Below are 19,021 nucleotides of genomic sequence, written 5' to 3' on the forward strand. Positions count from 1 at the left end.
CGGGGCGGACGTCCTCAGACGGTCAGCCAGCGTCGGACGCAGGACATGAGGTCATGGGTGTCGACGGGCTTGGTGACGTAGTCGCTCGCGCCCGAGGCGAGGCTCTTCTCCCGGTCCCCGGGCATCGCCTTCGCGGTCACGGCGACGATGGGCAGGTCGGCGTACTCGGACATGCGGCGGATCTCGGCCGTGGCCGTGTACCCGTCCATCTCGGGCATCATCACGTCCATCAGGACCATCGCGATCTCCGGGTTGTTCCGCAGCGTCTCGATCCCCTCGCGGCCGTTCTCCGCGTGCAGGACCCGGATGCCGTGCAGTTCCAGGATCCCGCTGAGCGCGAACAGGTTGCGCGCGTCGTCGTCGACGACCAGGACCGTTCGGCCCACGACGGCGTCGTCCGCCGGGTGGGGAGCCACGGGGTGGGCGTGCTGGGGATCGTCCGCCCGGACCAGCGCGAGGACGTCCCCCGGCTGCTCGGCGGAGAGATGCAGGGTGATGCGCTCCCGCAGCTCGTCCAGGCTGGACAGGAACTCCATCGGCTTGCCCGCCGCCCGGGACTGGAGGCTCTCCTCCTGGGCGAGGTCCGCGCGGTGTCCGCTGTGCACGAGCACCGGCACGCCCGTCAGCACGGAGTCGTCGTGCAGGGCCTCCAGGAACCGGGAAGCCTCCGCGTCGGGCATGCCGAGCTCCAGGACGACGCAGTGGCAGGGCTCCGCGGCCAGCGCGCCCGCCGCCTCGTGCGCCCCGACGGCGGTGACGATGTCGACCGGCGCCGCCGTGCCGTCCTCCCGGCCGCGCGCCATGTCCGCCACGACGCTCTCGGCGACCAGGGTCAGCAGACCGCGCGGCCGTTCCTCCACCACCAGCAGCCGGCGCGGGCGCCGCCCGGCCGTGCCGCCGACGGTCACGGGCACCCCGGGGGAGCCGACGGGGAGCGCCGTGGGCGTGCCGCCGAGGACTCGCTCCACCGGGCGGCCGCCGTCGGCGACCTCCTGGAAGTCCCGCCGCGCGACCGGCAGGTAGAGGGTGAACGTGCTGCCGCGTCCCGGTGTGCTGTCCACGGTGACCGCGCCGCCGAGCAGATGCGCGATCTCACGGGTGATGGACAGTCCGAGGCCGGTGCCGCCGTACTTGCGGCTGGTGGTGCCGTCCGCCTGCTGGAAGGCGCCGAAGATGGTCTCCAGCTGCTGCTCCGGAATGCCGATGCCGGTGTCCTTCACCCGGAACGCCACCACGGTGCCGCCGCGGACCACTCCGCTGGGCACCTCCTCGTCGGAGGCCGACTCGATGCGCAGCTCGACACTGCCCTGCTCGGTGAACTTCACCGCGTTGGACAGCAGGTTGCGCAGCACCTGACGCAGCCGGGAGTCGTCGGTCAGCAGGTCGGCGGGGGCTCCGGCGGCCGTGTCGATCGTGAACTCGAGGCTCTTCTGCGACGTCATCGGCCGGAACGTGGCCTCGACGTACTCGATGAGCTGTCGCAGCGAGACCCGCTCCGGCGAGACGTCCATCTTGCCGGCCTCGACCTTCGACAGGTCCAGGATGTCGTTGATCAGCTGGAGCAGGTCCGATCCGGCCGAGTGGATGATGCCCGCGTACTCGACCTGCTTCGGCGTGAGGTTGCGCGAGGGGTTCTGGGCCAGCAACTGGGCCAGGATCAGCAGGCTGTTGAGCGGGGTGCGCAGCTCATGGCTCATGTTCGCCAGGAACTCCGACTTGTACTTCGACGCCAGGGACAGCTGCTGCGCCCGGGCCTCCAGTTCCTGCCGGGCCTGCTCGATCTGGAGGTTCTTCGCCTCGATGTCGCGGTTCTGCGCCACCAGCAGGGAGGCCTTCTCCTCCAGTTCGGCGTTGGAGTGCTGGAGTTCCTCCTGCTGGGACTGCAACTCGGCGGACCGGGCCTGGAGTTCGGCGGTCAGCCGCTGGGACTCGTCGAGCAGCTCGTCCGTGCGGGCGTTCGCCACGATGGTGTTGACGTTGACGCCGATCGTCACCCTCAGCTGTTCCAGGAAGTCCCGGTGGATCTGGGTGAACGCGCTGACGGACGCCAGCTCGATGACGCCGAGCACCTGCCCCTCGAAGACGATGGGCAGCAGCACCAGGGCGCTGGGCTCCACCTGCCCGAGGCCCGAGGAGATGGTGACGTATCCGGCCGGCAGCTCGTCGACGATGATCGTGCGGCGGCTGCGCGCGGCCTGGCCGACCAGGGAGCGGCCGAACGGGATGCGGGTGGGACGGTCGTCGTCGGCGGGGTAGCCGTAGGCGCCCACGAGCCGGAGCTCCGGTCCCTCCGGGCCGTCCTCGGCGAGGTGGAAGGCGCCGAACTGGGCCGACACCAGCGGTACCAGCTCGTCCATGATCAGCTCGGCGACCACGGGCAGGTCGCGGTGGCCCTGCATGAGGCCGGAGATGCGCGCCAGGTTGGTCTTGAGCCAGTCCTGCTCCTGGTTGGCCCGGGTGGTCTCGCGCAGGGACTCCACCATCGAGTTGATGTTGTCCTTGAGGTCGGCGACCTCGCCGGAGGCCACGACGGTGATCGACCGGGTGAGGTCGCCCTCCGCGACGGCGCTCGTGACCTCCGCGATCGCGCGGACCTGCCGGGTCAGGTTCCCGGCGAGCTCGTTGACGTTCTCGGTGAGGCGCTTCCAGGTGCCCGAGACGCCCTCCACCTCGGCCTGGCCGCCGAGGCGTCCCTCGGTGCCGACCTCACGGGCGACGCGGGTGACCTCGTCGGCGAAGGCGGAGAGCTGGTCGACCATGGTGTTGATGGTCGTCTTCAGCTCGAGGATCTCGCCGCGGGCGTCCACGTCGATCTTCTTCGACAGGTCGCCCTTGGCCACCGCGGTGGTGACCAGCGCGATGTTGCGGACCTGGCCCGTGAGGTTGTTCGCCATCGAGTTGACGTTGTCGGTGAGGTCCTTCCAGGTCCCGGCCACGTTCGGCACCTGGGCCTGGCCGCCGAGGCGTCCCTCGGTGCCGACCTCGCGGGCGACGCGGGTGACCTCGTCGGCGAACGCGGACAGCGTGTCCACCATCGTGTTGATGACGTCCGCCAGCGCGGCGACCTCGCCCTTGGCCTCGACGGTGATCTTCTGCGACAGATCGCCGCGGGCCACGGCGGTGGCGACCTGGGCGATGGAACGCACCTGGCCCGTCAGGTTCGACGCCATGACGTTGACGTTGTCGGTGAGGTCCTTCCAGGTGCCCGACACCCCGCGGACCGTGGCCTGCCCGCCCAGATTGCCCGCCGTGCCGACCTCGCGGGCGACGCGGGTGACCTCGTCGGCGAAGGCGGAGAGCTGGTCGACCATGGTGTTGATGGTGTTCTTCAGCTCGAGGATCTCGCCGCGGGCGTCGACGGTGATCTTCTGGGAGAGGTCGCCCTTGGCGACCGCGGTCGCCACCTGGGCGACGTTGCGGACCTGGTTGGTGAGGTTCCCGGCCATGAAGTTGACCGAATCGGTGAGGTCGCGCCACACACCGGCCACCCCGGGGACCTGGGCCTGGCCGCCGAGGCGTCCCTCGGTGCCGACCTCGCGGGCGACGCGGGTCACCTCGTCGGCGAAGGCGGACAGCTGGTCGACCATCGTGTTGACGGTCTCCTTCAGCTGAAGGATCTCGCCCCGGGCCGGCACGTCGATCTTCTGCGACAGGTCACCCTTGGCGACCGCGGTCGCCACCTGGGCGATGTCCCGCACCTGGGTCGTCAGGTTGCCCGCCATGGCGTTGACGGAGTCCGTCAGGTCGGCCCAGGTCCCCGAGACCCCGGGCACCTCCGCCTGGCCGCCCAGAGTGCCCTCGGTGCCCACCTCCCGGGCCACCCGGGTGACCTCGGAGGTGAAGACGGACAGCTGGTCGACCATGCCGTTGAAGACAGTGGCGATATCACCCAGCAGACCGTCGCCGTCGGTGGGCAGCCGGGTACCGAAGTCCCCGTCCCGTACGGCCGTCAGGCCGGCCAGGAGCTGCCTGAGCTCGTGGTCACCGGGAACCGAGTCCAAGGACTCGGTCGCGTTGCTGGTCATGCGAACCTCGTTCCGCTCCCCAGGAGCCCCCGGGCGGGGACTCGGAACCGGGCCGCCCACGCTGGACGGCACCGCATGTCGTGCGTGCATTTCCGCAGTTCACGGATGTGCGCGATGAGAGAAATCCGCCGCAGGCTAACCCACGGAAGGGCGGCGTAACAAAGCATCACGTCACTTTGCGCGCACAGGAAATACAGGGGGCGGACACCATGCATACACGAACGGAAGCGGGGTACCAGAACGGGTTTTGCCCGGAACGGCGCGGTCGCCGTCCCGGGCAGTTCATGACCGGATCCTGTGGGTCAGGCGACCTCGGATCCCAGCAGACCGGTCCGAAGACGCTGCACCATGCGGCTGATCAGACGGGACACATGCATCTGCGAGATGCCGAGCTCCTTGCCGATCTCCGCCTGCGTCCGCTCCTCCACGAAGCGCATATGGATGATCAGCTTCTCCCGCTCGTCGAGTTCGGCGATGAGCGGTGCCAGCGAGTTGAAGTCCTCGACCAGCTCGAGCGCCGGCTCCTCGGCGCCGATGAAGTCCGCCAGCACGGACTCGCCGTCCGCGCCGCCGTCGGAGGTCAGGGCCGCGTCGAGGGAGGCGGACGTGTAGCAGTTGGACGCCTTGCGCGCCTCGATGACCTCCTCCTCCGACAGTGACATCAGCTGTGACAGCTCGCGGGTGGTGGGCATACGGCCCAGCCGCGTCTGGAGCTCCTCCGTGGCCTTGGCCAGTTCGACCCGGGCCTCCTGGAGCCTGCGCGGAACGTGCACCGCCCAGCTCGTGTCCCGGAAGAAGCGCTTGATCTCGCCGACGATGTACGGCACGGCGAACGAGGTGAACTCGACCTCGCGGGTCAGCTCGAAACGGTCGATGGCCTTGATCAGACCGATCGTGCCGACCTGGACGATGTCCTCCATGGAGTCGCCCCGGCCGCGGAAGCGGGAGGCGGCGTACCGCACCAGAGAAAGGTTCATCTCGATCAGGGTGTTGCGCACGTACTGGTACTCGTGCGTGCCCTCCTCCACGACGGCGAGCCGGTCGAAGAAGCGGCGCGAGAGCTCCCGCGCGTCCTTCGGGCTCACCTGGGTGGGCATCTCGATGAACGGAACCCCTCCCCGCGGGTCCTCGATGCCCGCCCGTACTGCCGTGGCCGTGGCCGTCGGTGCCTGTGCCGTCACGGCATCCATGCCGTTCACTCCGTTCGTCGAGCCGGTCGCTGACGGAGTGCGCCTGCCCAGACTTCCGCGTCTCATGCGGGGCGATCCGCACGGGCTTTCCGCCCGGTGACATCTACCCACTCCTTTCGGTCGGGAACGGACAGACGCGCCCCGAATGCGGTCGCCACGGGAGGGTAATTGCAGCTGTGGAGCGCGAGAAGGGAGCAGTGTGACCATCGACGGAATCTGGTCGTACACGCCGGACAGCGGGTACGCCGAAGGGCACGATCTGACCGGCTACGCCGTCGTGACGGCGGACGGCACCCTCGGACACGTGGAGCGCGAGGCCGACCCCCACGGCATGCGGCACCTGGTCGTCGACACGGGCGTGTGGCTGTTCGGCAGGAGCGCCGTCGTCCCGGCGGGCGTCGTGACGGCTGTCGATCACCCGGGCCGCACGGTGTCCCTGATCTGCACCGGGGACCAGGTCAAGGACGCGCCCCGCTTCCGCACCGACAGCGAGACGACGGACCCGGCGTACCTCACCGCCGTCGGCGACCACTACCGTCGGCTGACCCGAAGGGGGACGGCATCGGCGTGACGGAGGAGGAACTCGCGCCCGCCCGGCCGGCGTCCGGGCCGGCATCGCCTGCGACACCGGCGCCTGCGACACCGGTGAGGACCGCCTCGGCGGCCCGGGCCCACGCCCGCGCGGTGGTGGACGCCCGGTGGAACCGGGCCGGCCGGCCGGCGCGGGAGGAGGACGTCGTCGACCTGCTGCTGGTCGTCTCGGAGCTGGTGACCAACGCGCTGCGGCACGGCGGCGGACTCGCGGGGTTCGAGACGACGCCGGTGCGTGACGGTGTCCGGGTGGCCGTGCGGGACCACAGCGATGAGGCGCCCGCCCCCTTGTGCGGAGCGCACTCCCCGCCGGCCGGACACCGCGTGGGCGGTTACGGCTGGCCGCTGGTCGTCCGGCTGGCGCGGGAGATCGTCATCGACAAGCGGCCCACGGCCGGGAACGCGTGCGGCAAGACGATCAACGTGTTCCTGCCGATCCGGACCGCCGGCCGACCGGCCTGACAGGACCGCCGGCGTCAGCGGATCGCCGGGTCCGCCCGGGGCGAGGTGTCTCCGTCAACGCCGGTACTTTCACCAGGGCAGGAAGACGTGTACGTCCTTGCCCTCGCCCTGCACGACCTCGTTCGGCACCACGCTGACCTGACTGCACAGGGTGTGCACCAGATACCAGCCGATGCCACCGCCCCCGCTGTCGGGGTGGAACGGCCGGGGAGTCGGCGGAGTGCTGTTGGTGTCGTGCAGCGTGACGTGCACGCCGTCGAAGGTGGGGCGCAGGTGCAGTTCGAAGGGGCCCGGCGCGTACTGGACCGCGTTGGCGGCGAGCTCCGTCACGATCAGCACGATGTCGTGCCAGCACTCGGGCGCCGTGGGCGGCACCGCACGGGCCAGTTCGTGGAGGAACTCCTCCGTGGTCAGTCGCGCGCCCGTCACGTCCTGTGGTTCACCCGCGAAGCGGGCCATGCGGCTGGGAATCGCCCAGGAGGACAGTGCGTCGTTACCACGTGGCTCGGTTCCCATGTCGTCAGTGCGGTCCCTCGGCGTCCGGGACCGTCATCCTTTCTCGTACGGCTCTCTGGCGTCGCCCCTTCAGGGTTCCCGAGCCGTCCCAGGCTACGCGTCCGGCCTCCGTCGGCATATGGCCGCGGGGCAACGCGATCGCCGCCCGCCCGACGCGCGGCGTCTCCGGCCCGGACGCCCACGACTCAGCGGAACACGTCGTCGGCGTCGTCCCAGCCGAGCACCTCCTCCGGTGCGCTCTGCCGGGGCAGACGCGCCCGCGCCTGGTACATCGCCTCGATCTCCGCCGCGTAGTGCGCCACGATCGAGTCGCGGCGCAGCTTCATCGAGGGCGTCAGCAGGCCGTTGTTCTGGTCGAACGGCTGCGGCAGGATGCGGAAGGCGCGGATCGACTCCGAGCGCGACACCGCGCTGTTGGCGGCGGCCACCGCCCGTCCGATCTCCTCGCGCAGGGCGTTCTCCTCGCGGGCCTCCCGGCTGTCGGTGTCGCCGTGCAGCAGCAGGTTCCCGCGCCAGTGCGCCAGGAAGTCGGGGTCCAGGGTGATCAGCGCGCCCACGCAGGGCCGGTTGTCGCCCACGACCACGGCCTGATGGACGAGCGGATGCATCCGCAACCGCTGCTCCAGGGAGGCCGGTGCCACACTTTTGCCGCTGCTGGTGATGATCACGTCCTTCTTGCGGCCGGTGATGGTGAGGTAGCCGTCGGAGTCCAGGAACCCGAGGTCACCCGTGGCCAGCCAGCCACCCCACAGCGCGGCCCGCGTCGCGGCTTCGTCGTTGACATAGCCCTGGAACACCGACGGGCCGCGCACCAGGATCTCCCCGTCGCCTGCCACCCGGATGTCCATGCCGGGCAGGGCCTGTCCGACGGTGCCCGACTTCTCCCGGCCGAGCGGCTGCATCGTGATCCCGCCGCTGGTCTCGGTCAGGCCGTACCCGTCGTGCACGTAGATGCCGATGCCCTCGTAGAACAGGGACAGGTCGCGGTGGAGCGGGGAGCCGCCCGAGGTGGCGCGGTGGACACGGCCGCCCAGCGCCGCCCGGAGGCGGCGGTACACCGTCCGTTCGAACAGGGCGTGCTGGAGCCGCAGGTCGAAGCCGGGCCCGGAGCCGCGGCCCAGCCGTTGCCGCTCGACGGCGGCCGCGAAGTCCCGGGCCGTCTCCGCCGCCCGCTCGAACAGCGCGCCGCGACCCGCTTCCTGGGCCGCCCGCAGGAAGTTCTTGTAGATCTTCTCGAACACCGACGGCACCGCGTGCAGATACGTCGGACGGAAGGTGCGCAGCGACTCCGCGAGCGCCTCCGCGCTGAGATCGGGTTCGTGGGCCATCAGGATGCCGCCGCGCAGACACAGCCCCTGGATCATCAGCCCGTACACGTGGGAGAACGGCAGGAAGGCGAGGACGCTCGCCGGGCGGCCGGCCGGCGCGGCCGTGTGTCCCCAGCCGGCCAGGAGCGTGTCGCAGGGGCTGGCCAGGCTGCGGTGGCTCAGCGCGCAGCCCAGGGGCCGGCCGGACGTTCCGGAGGTGTAGGCGATCACCGCGGTGGAGTCCGGCAGCACGATCCGGCGCAGCGAGTCCACCGTGGTGATCGGCACCAACTCGCCGCGCTGCGCCAGCTGTCCGAACGCCCCGGCGTCCAGCTGCCAGACGTGCCGCAGCGAGGGCAGGGCCGCGCACACCGAGCCGACGGTCATGACGCTCTGTTCGTCCTCGACGAGGACGCCCACACAGTTCGCGTCCCGCAGGATCCATTCGACCTGTTCGCGCGAGGACGTCGGATAGACCGGGACGACCTCGGCCCCTATGGACCACAGCGCGTGGCAGACCACCGTCCACTCGTACCGGGTCCGTGCCATGATCGCGACGCGGTGGCCGGGCGAGATCCCGCACGCCACGAACCCCTTCGCCAGGTCGACCACCTCGTCCCGCAGCTCGACGGCCGTCACCTCCTCCCAGTCGGCGGAAGCGGCTTCCGGACGGCGGGCGAGCACGGGGAGGGTGGGAGTGCGGGCGGCTGTCTCGAAGACGGTGTCGGCGAGCCCTCCGGTCAGGGGAGTGGTGGCCGGGGGAGCGAGGGCGAAGTCGCGCATGCGCTGCTCCTGAGGGGTACGGGCTGTGACTCCGCCGACGGGGACTGTTATCGACGGTGGTCGAATCTAGCCCAGGTGGGACCGGTTGTGGCCTGGAACGAATAAGTAATCCGCGTTGATGATCTGTGCCTGCCGACCGTCGGCACTCCCGGCCGGTCCACCGCTGATGAAGTCGGCGGTCCGGGGGACTCGGAGAGCATGAGCCACAACAATCCCGACCCCGAACCCGAACGCACCACCGGACTGGAACCGGGCGGCGGCGTCCCCCCGGGCGAGACCCCGCCCGCGGAGAGCAGCATGCCGGGCGCCGGCCCCCGGGAGACGCACAACCCGCCCAAGGGCTGGGCCAAGGGCCCGCTCACCCTGATCATCGTCCTCGTCGTGCTGTGCGCCGCCTTCTTCCTGGCGTACGCGATCGTTCTGATGCTCTGAGCGCGGGCGCGGCGGCGCGGGAGGCGGCCTCAGGCCTGGGTGTGTTTCACACAGGCGGTGACCACCTCGCGCAGACTGCCTGTGCGCTTCCACACCTCGCGCTGGATCTCGGTGCCGTTGCCGTGCCGCAGCAGGCCGGCGCAGGACGCGCGGGCCCGCTCCAGGTCGCCGCTGTCCGCCAGTGCGTCCTCCACGTGCTCCAGCAGGGCCCCGACGACCGTCTCGGCGGGCGCGGGCCGCATGGTCGCGGGGTGCAGCAGGTTCCCGTTGAGCCCTGAGCGGGCGGCCCGCCAGCCGGCCAGCCGGAGCAGACTCACGCTGTGGTCCACCGGTTCCCGGCCGGCCTGCCGGTCACGGGCGGCCGTCTCGACCAGTCCCCGCACCAGCGTGGCGATCAGCACGGCGGTGTCCGCGTGCAGACAGACGTCCGCGACCCGCACCTCCACGGTCGGATAGTGCGCCGACAGCCGGGCGTCGAAGTAGACCATGCCCTCGTCCAGGATCGTGCCCGTGGACACCATGTCCGCCACCCGCCGGTGGTACCGCTCCGCCGAACCGAACAGTTCGGTCGGACCGGCCGACGGCCAGCGCTGCCAGACCCGGCTGCGATAGCTGCTGTAGTCCGTCTCCCGGCCCTGCCAGAACGGCGAGTTGCCACTCAGCGCCGTCAGTACCGACAGCCAGGGCCGGATCCGGTCGACGACCGCGACGCCTTCGTCGTCCGAGTCCACGGACACATGCACATGGCAACCGCACACCAGCTGTTCACGCGTCGCGATGCCGTACTGCTCGGCCATCCACTGGTAGCGCCTGTTCGTGCCGACGGACGGGCGCACCGGCAGCGGAGACGTGGCGAGCGCGGCCACCGCGCACCCGGTCTCGCGCGCGTGCCGCGCCGCCTCACCCCGTATCCGCACGATCTCCGCCGCGAGCTCACCCATGCCCGACTGAGGGTGGGTGTTGAACTCGAGCATCTGGTTGTGCAGTTCCTTCTCGAAGACGTCGTCGTCGGCCCCGCGCCGTGAGGCGCGGGCGAGGACGGCGGCGGACAGGGCCTGGGGCTCCCCGGTCTCGGGGTCGACCAGGAGGAGTTCCTCCTCCACTCCGACGGTGCGCACGGGCTGCGACCTTTCTCTGGCGGGTGGGTACGCACCCGAATGCCCCGTCCGGTGTTGTTCACACGGACGACGGCGTCAGCCACACCGTGGCCAGGGGCGGCAGCGTGAGGCAGATCCCCCCGTCCCGCCATGCGACGGGAGCGGGATGGACGACACCGCTGCCGCCGTACCGCTCGGCGTCGGTGTTGAGCAGCTCGCGCCAGGCCGGCACGTCGTCGGGCACGGCGAGCCGGTGGTCGTGGCGTACGACGGGGGAGAAGTTGCTGACGGCGAGCAGCGGAGCGCCGTGGGCGTCATGGCGGAGGAACGCGAAGACGTTGTCCTCCGCGGCGTCGCCGACCACCCACCGGAACCCGGCCGGATCGGTGTCACGCTCCCAGAGGGCCGGGGTCGCCCGGTAGACCGTGTTGAGATCACGCACCAGGTCCCGCACTCCCCGGTGATCGCCCGCCGACGCGTACCCCGGGTCCAGCAGCCACCACTCGGGACCCTCCGCCTCGGACCACTCCGCGCCCTGGGCGAACTCCTGCCCCATGAAGAGGAGCTGCTTGCCGGGGTGGGCCCACATGAACCCCAGGTACGCGCGGTGGTTGGCACGCCGCTGCCACCAGTCGCCCGGCATCTTGGAGACCAGCGCCTGCTTGCCGTGGACGACCTCGTCGTGGGAGATGGGCAGCACGTAGTTCTCGCTGTAGGCGTAGACCATCGAGAAGGTCATCTCGTTGTGGTGGTACTTGCGGTGCACCGGCTCCTTGGCGATGTACTCCAGTGAGTCGTGCATCCAGCCCATGTTCCACTTCAGCCCGAACCCCAGGCCGCCGCTGTCGGTGGGCCGGGTCACCCCTTCCCACGCGGTGGACTCCTCCGCGATCGTCACGACGCCCGGGTTGCGGCGGTACACCGTGGCGTTCATCTCCTGGAGGAACGCCATCGCGTCCAGGTCCTCCCGGCCGCCGAACACGTTGGGGGACCACTGCCCGGAGTCGCGGGAGTAGTCGAGGTAGAGCATCGAGGCGACGGCGTCCACCCGCAGCCCGTCGACGTGGAACTCCTCGCACCAGTAGGTGGCGTTCGCCACCAGGAAGTTGCGCACCTCGACCCGGCCGAAGTCGAACTCGTACGTCCCCCAGTCCGGATGCTCGGCACGCCGCGAGTCACCGGGCTCGTAGAGCGGGTCCCCGTCGAAGCGGCCCAACGCCCAGTCGTCCTTGGGGAAATGCGCCGGCACCCAGTCCACGATCACGCCGATCCCGGCCCGGTGCAGGGCGTCCACCAGGAACTTGAGATCGTCGGGCGTGCCCAGGCGCGATGCCGGCGCGTAGAACCCGGTGACCTGGTAGCCCCAGGAACCCGAGAACGGATGCTGGGCCACCGGCATGAACTCCACATGCGTGAAGCCGAGATCGCTGACGTACCGCGGCAGCTCATCGGCCAACTGACGGTACGTCAGTCCGGGTCGCCAGGACGGGAGATGGACCTCGTACACGGAGAACGGCGCCACATGCACGGGCATGTCGCCCCGGTGCGCCATCCACTCCTCGTCCGCCCACTCGTAGCGCGAGGCGTGGACGATCGACGCGGTGTCCGGCGGCACCTCCGCGCGCCGGGCCATCGGGTCGGCCTTGAGGAAGCGGTGACCGTGACGGGAGGTGATCTCGAACTTGTACCGGGCGCCCTCGCCGATCCCGGGCAGGAACAGTTCCCACACCCCGGACGACCCGAGGGAACGCATCGGGAAGGCGGTCCCGTCCCAGAAACAGAAGTCCCCGGCGACGCGCACCCCCTGGGCGTTCGGCGCCCACACCGTGAACCGGGTGCCGGTCACACCCTGGTGGGCCATCGGCTCCGCGCCGAGCGCCTTCCACAGCTCCTCGTGCCGTCCCTCACGGATGAGATGCAGATCCAGGTCGCCCAGGGCCGGCAGGAAGCGGTAGGGGTCGTCCGCCTTGTGCTCGGTGCCCTCGTACGACACCAGCAGCGTGTACGCGGGCACCGCGTCGAGCGGCAGGACGACGGAGAAGAGGCCTTCGCCCTCCGAGACCAGCGGGGTGGGATCTCCGTCGATCACGACGCTCACGGCGTCCGCGAAGGGCCGCAGCGCGCGGAAGACGATCCCGCCCGGCACCGGGTGCGCGCCCAGCAGGGCATGCGGATCGTGGTGGGCGCCCGCGAGCAGGCGCCCACGGTCGGCCGGGTCGAGCGCGGGCGCCGTGCGAGGGCGGGGGCCGGCCGACTCGGGCGGAGAGGTGTCACGCAGGGCCACAGGGGTCAGCCTCCTCGGACGGCGAGTCGTTCGATCGCCGCCATGGGTACGGGCAGCCAGTCGGGGCGGTTACGGGCCTCGTACAGCACTTCGTACACGGCCCGGTCCGTCTCGTAGGCACGGAGCAGGGCATGCTTCTTGCGGGGGTCCCAGCCCGCGCGGGCGGCGTAGCCCGCGCAGTAGGCCTCACGGCAGCGACGCGCCCACTCCGGCCGCCACGGGCGGCGCTGGCGGGCGGCGTAGTCGAACGAGCGCAGCATCCCGGCGATGTCCCGGACCGGGGAGTGGGCGCTGCGCCGCTCGGCCAGGGGACGGGACGGTTCGCCCTCGAAGTCGATGACGAACCAGTCGCGTCCGGCGCGCAGGACCTGCCCGAGGTGCAGGTCCCCGTGGATGCGCTGGGCGGGCGGGCCGGCGTCGCACACGGAGAGCGCGCCGAAAGCGGTGGTGAGACCGGGTACGAACGGGCGCAGCGCCGGCACATGGTGAGCGGCCGCCTCCAGCCGCTCGGTCATGGCCGCCGCCGTCCGCCCGTCCTCGGCGTCCGGACCGGCCGGCAGTGCCGCGGCCAGCGCGAGGTGGACGTCGGCCGTGGCCCGCCCCAGTTCCTCGGCCTCCGCCGTGAAGTCCTCGCCGAGGGCGAGGGCCCGCAGCGCCAGTGTCCAGCCGTCCGAGGCGTCGGGCAGGAACGGCTGGAGCACGCCGAGTGTCGCCTCCTGCGGATGTGTCGTGCGGAACCAGGCCACGGGTGCGGGCACCCGCCCGCACCCCTGCCCGGCCAGCGCGACCGGCACCTCCAGATCGGGGTTCACCCCTGGCTGGATACGCCGGAAGATTTTCAGGATGAACGCGTCCCCGTACACCAGCGAGGTGTTGGACTGCTCGGCCTCGAGCAGCCGCGGCGCGAGCCCGGGGGGCAGCGACACGGTCGGATCGGACTCGAAGCACAGCGGGCCCAGCGTGCCGGGGTGCCGCATCCGCTCCAGGAGCAGATGTGCCGACCGGGGGTCCTGAAGGGCGTCGTGGACCGTCAGACCGGCCATCGGTCCTTCCTCCACCCTGCCGATCAGCGCCCGTCCCAGACGAGGGGACAGGTGTTCCTGCACGCCGAGGAGCAACTGGTAGCAGTCCCCGGCCGGTGGAGTGCCCCCGGGTGTCGGGACGCCCGACTGATCGGCGTGCACGAGCAGATGAAGGCAGCCCGGGTACAGCTCGGTCATCGACAGCATGCGCAGGTCGGTGAGGGGCCGGTCCTTGCCGGCGAACCAGCGCTGGCGCGGCAGCCACTCGCACAGGAGCGCGGCGAGCGGCCCGCCGGAGCGTACGCCGCTCGCGCTGCCCGGTCGCAGGGGTGCGGTCTTCGTCACGGTGACCCATCCTTTCCCCGGCGCTCGCTCACAGGCGGCGGCCGATCCGGGACGCGGCTCTGGTGAGCCGGAACCAATAGAAGCCGTGGCCCGCGAGGGTGAGCAGATAGGGCAGTTCGCCGATCGCCGGGAAGCGGACCCCGCCGAACAGCTCGACGGGGTGGCGGCCGTCGAACCGGCTGAGGTCGAGTTCGGTGGGCTGCGCGAACCGCGAGAAGTTGTGCACGCACAGCACCAGGTCGTCCCCTCCGTCGGCTGTGAGGGGGGCTTCGCGCAGGAAGGCGAGGACGGCCGGGTTGGAGGACTGGAGCTCGGTGTAGGTGCCGAGGCCGAAGGCGGGGTTCTGCTTGCGGATCTCGATCATCCGGCGGGTCCAGTGCAGCAGCGACGAGGGCGACGACATCGACGCCTCGACGTTGGTGACCTGGTACCCGTAGACGGGGTCCATGATCACGGGGAGCGACAGCCGGCCCGGGTCGCAGGACGAGAAGCCCGCGTTGCGATCGGGTGTCCACTGCATGGGGGTGCGGACGGCGTCGCGGTCGCCGAGCCAGATGTTGTCGCCCATGCCGATCTCGTCGCCGTAGTAGAGGATCGGCGAGCCGGGGAGGGAGAGCAGCAGGGCGGTGAAGAGCTCGATCTGGTTGCGGTCGTTGTCCAGGAGGGTTGCGAGGCGGCGGCGGATGCCGATGTTGGCGCGCATACGCGGGTCTTTCGCGTATTCCGCGTACATGTAGTCGCGTTCCTCGTCGGTGACCATTTCGAGGGTGAGCTCGTCGTGGTTGCGCAGGAAGATTCCCCATTGGCAGCGGGAGGGGATCGCGGGGGTCTTGGCGAGGATCTCGGAGACGGGATAGCGGGATTCCCGGCGGACGGCCATGAAGATGCGGGGCATGACGGGGAAGTGGAACGCCATGTGGCATTCGTCGCCGCCGGAGGCGTAGTCGCCGAAGTAGTCGACGACGTCCTCGGGCCACTGGTTGGCCTCGGCCAGGATCACCGTGTCCGGGTAATGCGCGTCGACGTCCCGCCGCACCCGCCTGAGGAACTCGTGCGTGGCAGGCAGGTTCTCGCAGTTGGTGCCCTCGGCCGCGTAGAGATAGGGCACGGCGTCGAGGCGGAAGCCGTCGATCCCGAGGTCCAGCCAGAACCGGAGTGCGGCCAGGATCTCCTCCTGCACGGCCGGGTTCTCGTAGTTGAGGTCCGGCTGGTGGGAGAAGAAGCGGTGGAAGAAGTACTGCTTGCGGACGGGGTCGAAGGTCCAGTTGGAGACTTCGGTGTCGACGAAGATGATGCGGGCGTCGGCGTACTGTTTGTCGTCGTCGGCCCACATGTAGTAGTCGCCGTAGGGTCCGTCGGGGTCTTTTCTCGATTCCTGGAACCACGGGTGCTGGTCGCTGGTGTGGTTCATCACGAAGTCGATGATGACGCGCATGCCGCGTTGGTGGGCGGCGTCGACGAATTCCACGAAGTCGGCGAGGTCGCCGAATTCCGGGAGGACGGCGGTGTAGTCGGACACGTCGTATCCGCCGTCGCGCAGGGGTGATTTGAAGAAGGGCGGCAGCCAGAGGCAGTCGACTCCGAGCCATTGCAGGTAGTCGAGTTTGGCGGTGATGCCCTTGAGGTCGCCGACGCCGTCGCCGTTGCTGTCCTGGAAGGAGCGGACGAGGACCTCGTAGAACACGGCGCGTTTGAACCACTCGGGGTCGCGGTCCTTGGCGGGAGTGTCCTCGAAGGTGTCCGGGACAGGGGAGTTGACGGTCATGGCGGGCTGGGGCCTCCGATCGACGGTGTGGGTCACCGGACGAGGAACACGTGGGCGGGTGTCCGGCCGGGCTCCAGGCGCACGTAGTTCGTCCTGCCCCAGGCGTACCTCTCGCCGGTCAGTTCGTCGTGCACGGACAGGGTCTCGCCGTCGTCCAGGCCGAGTTGCGGCATGTCCAACGACACCGTCGCCTCGTGGGTGCGGTGGGGGTCGAGGTTGACGACCACCAGAACCGTGTTCGAACCCGAGCGCTTGCTGTACGCGATGACGGAAGGGTTGTCCGTGCCGTGGAAACGGAGGTTGCGCAGCCAGTGCAGGGCCGGGTTCGCCCGCCGGATCTCGTTCAGCTTGGTGAGGAGGGGGGCGAGGCTGCGCCCCTCCCGTTCGGCGGCCTCCCAGTCACGGGGCCTGAGCTGGTACTTCTCCGAGTCGAGGTACTCCTCGCCGCCCTCCTTGAGCGCCGCGTTCTCGCAGAGTTCGTAGCCGCTGTAGACGCCCCAGGTGGGGGAGAGGGTCGCGGCGAGGACGGCGCGGATCTCGAAGGCGGGGCGGCCGCCGTGCTGCAGGAAGCCGGGCAGGATGTCGGGGGTGTTGGCGAAGAGGTTGGGCCGCATGTAGGAGGCGGCGTCCCCCGAGAGTTCGGTGAGGTAGTCGGTGAGCTCTTCCTTGGTGTTGCGCCAGGTGAAGTAGGTGTAGGACTGCTGGAAGCCGATCTGGCCGAGCGTGTGCATCATCGCGGGCCGGGTGAATGCCTCGGCGAGGAAGATCACGTCGGGGTCGGTGCGGTTGATCTCCGCGATGACCCGCTCCCAGAAGACGACCGGCTTGGTGTGCGGGTTGTCGACCCGGAAGATCCGCACCCCGTACGACATCCAGTGCCGCAGCACCCGCACCGTCTCCGCGACCAGACCCTTCAGGTCGGCGTCGAAGGCGATCGGATAGATGTCCTGGTACTTCTTCGGCGGGTTCTCGGCGTAGGCGATGGTGCCGTCGGGCCGGTGGTGGAACCACGCGGGGTGCTTGTGCACCCAGGGGTGGTCGGGGGAGCACTGGAGGGCGAGGTCGAGGGCGATCTCCAGGCCGAGTTCACCGGCCCGCTGCACGAACCGGGCGAAGTCCTCGATGGTCCCCAGGTCGGGGTGGACGGCGTCGTGGCCGCCTTCCGGCGAGCCGATCGCCCAGGGCACGCCGACGTCGTCGGGGCCGGGGTCGAGGGTGTTGTTGCGGCCCTTGCGGAAGGTCGTGCCGATGGGGTGGATCGGAGGGAGGTAGACGACGTCGAAGCCCATCCGGGCGATGGCGGGGAGTCTGCGCGCGGCGGTGCGGAACGTGCCGTGCGGGCGTTCGGCGGTGCCCTCGGAGCGGGGGAAGAACTCGTACCAGGCGCCGTACAGGGCACGTTCGCGCTCGACGAGCAGCGGCAGCGGTTCGGAGGCGGTGACCAGGTCCCGCAGCGGATACCGGCCGAGGACGGCGTCGACCTCCGGGGTCAGGGCCGCCGCGTAGCGCTCGGCCACCGGAGCCGAGTCGTCGAGCAGCTTCTTCGCCGCGTCCCGCAGCAGGGTGCGCTCCGGTCCGCGCGGGGCGCGGGCGGCGGCCCGCTGGTACAGCTGACCGCCTTCCTCCAGGACCAGGCCCGTGTCGATCCCCGCCGGGATCTTGACCTCGGCGTGGCGGCGCCAGGTGGCGACCGGGTCGCTCCAGGCCTCCACGGTGTAGGTCCAGCGGCCCATGGCGTCCAGGGTCACATCGGCTCCCCAGCGGTCGCTGCCGGGGGCGAGCTCGTGCATCGGTGTCCAGGGCCCACGACCGCCGTCCGGGTCCTTGAGGACCACGTTGGCGCCGATGGCGTCATGGCCCTCCCGGAACACCGTCGCGGAGATCCGCACCGTCTCCCCGGTCACGGCTTTCGCCGGGCGCCTGCCGCACTCGACGCGCGGTTCGACGTCTCGCACCGGGATTCGGCCGATCGCCCTGGTGGACTTCACCTTTGCACCTCCGTCAACTGAAAATGGCTTCGCTCGCCCGGTGTTGGGCGATCGGACCGCACCGAGGCGGAGTGCTACGTCTCCGCCGGCAGGCGGGGGAGGGACCGCGTCACGGAGAGCCGTGCGACGCCGCTCCTCAGGTTCGGTGCGCTGCGCTCCCGGTGGCGGGCGCCCGTGCCGGCCCGCAGATACTGCTCCGCGGCGTCCGCGGCCTCCCGGGCGCAGCGCTTGCCCATCAGCACGCACAACGTGTAGCCGCAGTCCTCGAAAGCGGCGCGCGCCGTGCGGTCGTCGGGACGCGCCAGCATGTCCCGCTCCCAGGCCCGGTAACTGCGCAGGGTTCTGGCGACTTCGGTCTTCGCTGGTTGCAGCATCGCGCTGGTCACCTTCCGGGAGTTCAAGAGGTACGTCGCTCGTGGCGAGCGGGTCGGCCCTACCCACAGAGGCGCGAAAAGCGTCCAACCTCCCGAGGCCTTCACTTATGGTGCACGGCGCATCACCCAACGTCCTGTTGGATCTTGGTTGTGGTGCGCTCGTGTTGCACGAATGGCGTAGCGGCCGCACTGTGGTTGTGACTCTGAAGCGATCAACGCTCACGCTTCGTAGTGGAAACTCTGGCCCGTCGGGCCGAGCAGGAGCGTAAGCCTCGCCGGTGAGGAGCGAACGACGATGAAGACAGCAGTCCCCTGCTACTACCACCTCGATGTGGACGTCAGTCCGGAACGGGTCGGACAGGTCAGGCGCATCCTGACCGCTCACCTCCAGTACTGGGACCTCGAGACGCACGTCGAGACCGTCTGCCGCGGCACCGAGATGCTGCTGACGGCCATCGACGAACACGCCACGGACAAGCACACCTCGATCGAGATGTGGTGGAACGGGCAGCACCTGATCACGGCCATCGGCGGCGCCGACCGTGAACTGCGTCCCGATCAGGACCTGCGAGCCTGTCTGGAGCGCATCGCCGCGATGAGCGACGGCTGGGGCTGCTGCGCGACCGACACCGGAAGCAAGGTCATCTGGTTCTCCCAGCGGGCCCGCTCCGGTGAACGCGTCCCGCTGGTGCCGACCACGCCCGCGCCGGACCTGCGTGAGGTGCTCCAAGTGCCCCGCGAACTGCCGGTGGCGGCCCTGGCCGCCCCGGTGGACGAGACGCGCGGGGTTCTGGAGGACGCCCGGTGACCTCACGGCCGAACCGGAAGGGCCGGAAGGAC

At 70.3% G+C, this 19,021-nt stretch carries 14 protein-coding genes; 4 read left to right on the forward strand and 10 right to left on the reverse strand.

Features of this window, described 5'->3' with window-relative positions; genetic code table 11:
• Positions 1 to 14: 14 nt before the first annotated feature.
• Entirely contained in the window at positions 15 to 4,025 is a 4,011-nt protein-coding gene (locus tag ACIPFH_RS17915) for a HAMP domain-containing protein (RefSeq protein ID WP_401827508.1), read from the reverse strand.
• Between the two features lie 302 nt (positions 4,026 to 4,327).
• A complete protein-coding gene (locus ACIPFH_RS17920; protein WP_401827510.1) occupies positions 4,328 to 5,215 on the reverse strand; it encodes an RNA polymerase sigma factor SigF in 888 nt (295 codons plus the stop codon).
• Between the two features lie 199 nt (positions 5,216 to 5,414).
• Here ACIPFH_RS17920 and ACIPFH_RS17925 point away from each other — a divergent pair, with 199 nt between their 5' ends.
• Complete coding sequence (locus ACIPFH_RS17925) at positions 5,415 to 5,786, forward strand: PRC-barrel domain containing protein (RefSeq protein ID WP_356259866.1); 372 nt, start codon at positions 5,415 to 5,417, stop codon at positions 5,784 to 5,786.
• Between the two features lie 74 nt (positions 5,787 to 5,860).
• Positions 5,861 to 6,268, forward strand: coding sequence for an ATP-binding protein (locus ACIPFH_RS17930; RefSeq protein ID WP_401827511.1), 408 nt, complete (start codon positions 5,861 to 5,863; stop codon positions 6,266 to 6,268).
• A 69-nt stretch (positions 6,269 to 6,337) separates the two neighbouring features.
• Here the strand turns inward: ACIPFH_RS17930 and ACIPFH_RS17935 are convergent, their stop codons facing one another.
• Both ACIPFH_RS17935 and ACIPFH_RS17940 read right to left on the reverse strand, forming a co-directional pair.
• Positions 6,338 to 6,784, reverse strand: coding sequence for an ATP-binding protein (locus tag ACIPFH_RS17935; protein WP_401827513.1), 447 nt, complete (start codon positions 6,782 to 6,784; stop codon positions 6,338 to 6,340).
• Positions 6,785 to 6,969: 185 nt separating this feature from the next.
• Positions 6,970 to 8,874 (reverse strand): AMP-dependent synthetase/ligase, encoded by a 1,905-nt coding sequence (locus ACIPFH_RS17940; protein ID WP_401827515.1) that lies wholly within the window; start codon positions 8,872 to 8,874, stop codon positions 6,970 to 6,972.
• A 198-nt stretch (positions 8,875 to 9,072) separates the two neighbouring features.
• Between ACIPFH_RS17940 and ACIPFH_RS17945 the strand changes: the two genes are divergently transcribed.
• Positions 9,073 to 9,306 (forward strand): DUF6480 family protein, encoded by a 234-nt coding sequence (locus tag ACIPFH_RS17945; RefSeq protein WP_401827516.1) that lies wholly within the window; start codon positions 9,073 to 9,075, stop codon positions 9,304 to 9,306.
• A gap of 29 nt (positions 9,307 to 9,335) precedes the next feature.
• Here the strand turns inward: ACIPFH_RS17945 and ACIPFH_RS17950 are convergent, their stop codons facing one another.
• From ACIPFH_RS17950 to ACIPFH_RS17975, 6 genes are all read right to left on the reverse strand, one after another.
• Positions 9,336 to 10,424, reverse strand: a complete 1,089-nt coding sequence (locus tag ACIPFH_RS17950) for a glutamate--cysteine ligase (protein ID WP_401827518.1) — start codon at positions 10,422 to 10,424, stop codon at positions 9,336 to 9,338.
• A 58-nt stretch (positions 10,425 to 10,482) separates the two neighbouring features.
• Positions 10,483 to 12,687, reverse strand: coding sequence for a 1,4-alpha-glucan branching enzyme (glgB, locus tag ACIPFH_RS17955; protein WP_401827520.1), 2,205 nt, complete (start codon positions 12,685 to 12,687; stop codon positions 10,483 to 10,485).
• Between the two features lie 5 nt (positions 12,688 to 12,692).
• Complete coding sequence (locus ACIPFH_RS17960; RefSeq protein WP_401827521.1) at positions 12,693 to 14,054, reverse strand: maltokinase; 1,362 nt, start codon at positions 14,052 to 14,054, stop codon at positions 12,693 to 12,695.
• Positions 14,055 to 14,082: 28 nt separating this feature from the next.
• Positions 14,083 to 15,819, reverse strand: coding sequence for a maltose alpha-D-glucosyltransferase (treS, locus tag ACIPFH_RS17965; RefSeq protein ID WP_401827523.1), 1,737 nt, complete (start codon positions 15,817 to 15,819; stop codon positions 14,083 to 14,085).
• Between the two features lie 32 nt (positions 15,820 to 15,851).
• Positions 15,852 to 17,807 (reverse strand): alpha-1,4-glucan--maltose-1-phosphate maltosyltransferase, encoded by a 1,956-nt coding sequence (locus ACIPFH_RS17970; protein WP_401827525.1) that lies wholly within the window; start codon positions 17,805 to 17,807, stop codon positions 15,852 to 15,854.
• 74 nt (positions 17,808 to 17,881) lie between these two features.
• Positions 17,882 to 18,181 carry a DUF5133 domain-containing protein gene (locus ACIPFH_RS17975; protein WP_356266188.1) on the reverse strand — a complete coding sequence of 100 codons (300 nt, stop codon included), beginning with the start codon at positions 18,179 to 18,181 and terminating at the stop codon, positions 17,882 to 17,884.
• 295 nt (positions 18,182 to 18,476) lie between these two features.
• On the opposite strand from ACIPFH_RS17975, the gene ACIPFH_RS17980 reads away from it, so the two are divergent.
• The gene (locus ACIPFH_RS17980) at positions 18,477 to 18,989 is read left to right on the forward strand and encodes a pep a2 (RefSeq protein WP_401827526.1); all 513 of its coding nucleotides are present in this window, start codon (positions 18,477 to 18,479) and stop codon (positions 18,987 to 18,989) included.
• The last annotated feature ends 32 nt before the right edge of the window (positions 18,990 to 19,021 follow it).

It is taken from the genome of Streptomyces sp. NPDC088157 (assembly GCF_044741545.1).
Taxonomy (GTDB): domain Bacteria; phylum Actinomycetota; class Actinomycetes; order Streptomycetales; family Streptomycetaceae; genus Streptomyces.

Coding starts and splice junctions, on each gene's coding strand:
- ACIPFH_RS17945 (WP_401827516.1), top strand. CDS start 9,073: ATGAGCCACAACAATCCCGACCCCGAACCCGAACGCACCACCGGACTG.
- treS (WP_401827523.1), bottom strand. CDS start 15,819: ATGACCGTCAACTCCCCTGTCCCGGACACCTTCGAGGACACTCCCGCC.
- ACIPFH_RS17975 (WP_356266188.1), bottom strand. CDS start 18,181: ATGCTGCAACCAGCGAAGACCGAAGTCGCCAGAACCCTGCGCAGTTAC.
- ACIPFH_RS17940 (WP_401827515.1), bottom strand. CDS start 8,874: ATGCGCGACTTCGCCCTCGCTCCCCCGGCCACCACTCCCCTGACCGGA.
- ACIPFH_RS17915 (WP_401827508.1), bottom strand. CDS start 4,025: ATGACCAGCAACGCGACCGAGTCCTTGGACTCGGTTCCCGGTGACCAC.
- ACIPFH_RS17980 (WP_401827526.1), top strand. CDS start 18,477: ATGAAGACAGCAGTCCCCTGCTACTACCACCTCGATGTGGACGTCAGT.
- ACIPFH_RS17920 (WP_401827510.1), bottom strand. CDS start 5,215: ATGGATGCCGTGACGGCACAGGCACCGACGGCCACGGCCACGGCAGTA.
- ACIPFH_RS17935 (WP_401827513.1), bottom strand. CDS start 6,784: ATGGGAACCGAGCCACGTGGTAACGACGCACTGTCCTCCTGGGCGATT.